The sequence below is a fragment of the Actinosynnema sp. NPDC023658 genome, assembly GCF_040639995.1.
Lineage (GTDB): Bacteria > Actinomycetota > Actinomycetes > Mycobacteriales > Pseudonocardiaceae > Actinosynnema.
This window is the reverse complement of the sequence record NZ_JBFAAX010001404.1, coordinates 1-1,174: the sequence shown is the minus strand read 5'-3', so window position 1 is coordinate 1,174 and position 1,174 is coordinate 1. Positions and strand designations below refer to the sequence as shown.

The following is a 1,174-nucleotide window of genomic DNA, read 5'->3' as shown; positions in this document are numbered from 1 at the left end:
GTGATCAGGTGCACGGACTGCCCGGCCTCGTACTTCCCGCCCAGCACGGTCGGCAGCAGCGCGCCCTGGGCGGCGGCGAACGGCGGCTCCGCGAGCTGCGCCAGCACCAGCAGCGCGGCCACCGCGGGCAGCGGCACGCCCGGCACCGCCATCACGGCCAGCAGCACGGCCCGCACCCCGTCCGCGACCACCATCACGGTCCGTCGCGGGTACCGGTCGGCCAGGCCCGTGAGCAGCACCCCGGACACCAGGGCCGGCAGCATGGTCAACGCGTAGGTCAACGCCGTCCACGCGGCGGACCCGGTGCGCTGGAACACCAGCACCGACAGCGCCACCCGGGCGAGCTGGTCACCGACCGTGGACAGCACCGCGGCCGACCACAGCACCCGGAACTCCGGCACCCCGAACACCGCCCGGAACCCCGTGCCCCCGACCAACGCTGCCCCGCTCTCCGACGTGACCGATGAGTTCCCCGGGCCGGACGGGTCACGAGTGGTGCGACGTGCGACCGGCACGTCACCGTACAAGCCCGGAGGGTGACCGCGAGCGGGGTTGCGCAGATGACCGACGGGTTCACGCGGGAGGCCCAGCGGTACGGGCACGCGCCGCGTGTCGGTGGCGCCGAGGTCCGCGTCCCGCCCTGGGTGCGTTCGCGGGTCGTCGTGACCGCCCACCGGCACGGCGGCTGCCCGTCGTGCCGGTGGTGGCGGGTGTCAGCGGCCCGCGAACACACCCCGGGCGAAGGCGACGAGCTCGGCGGGCGCCGCCTCGGGGGAACCGGTCCGGTAGGGCGGGTCGGGGTCGTACTCGATCAACAGCTGGGTGAAGCGGGCCCGGTCGTCACCCCAGATGCGGCCGACGAGGGTGAGCGCCATGTCGATCCCGGCGGACACCCCGGCCCCGGTCACCACGTCCCCGTCGACCACGACCCGGTCGGTGCTCACCACCGCGCCGAGGGCGGCCAGCTCGTCCCGCACCGCCCAGTGCGTCGTGGCGGGACGGCCGTCGAGGATGCCCGCCTGCGCCAGCAACGTCGACCCGCTGCACACCGACGTGGTCCACGTCGCCGCCGGGGGGACCCGGGGCAGCCACCGCCCCACCACCCCGGCGGCCCGCACCACCCCCCCCCCCCCCCCCCCCCGCTCCCCGCTGAAAACCGGGGGGAGCCCCGCGG

2 protein-coding genes are annotated in these 1,174 nt (G+C 76.2%); both read right to left on the bottom strand.

Features of this window, described 5'->3' with window-relative positions; all coding sequences use genetic code 11:
* Positions 1-410, bottom strand: a 410-nt coding sequence (locus tag AB0G02_RS41345; RefSeq protein WP_360806371.1) for an MFS transporter, incomplete at its 3' end; no start/stop codon positions are given.
* 303 nt (positions 411-713) lie between these two features.
* Positions 714-1,121: a DJ-1/PfpI family protein gene (locus AB0G02_RS41340; protein WP_360806368.1), complete on the bottom strand. Its 408-nt coding sequence runs from the start codon at positions 1,119-1,121 to the stop codon at positions 714-716.
* Positions 1,122-1,174: the final 53 nt, after the last annotated feature.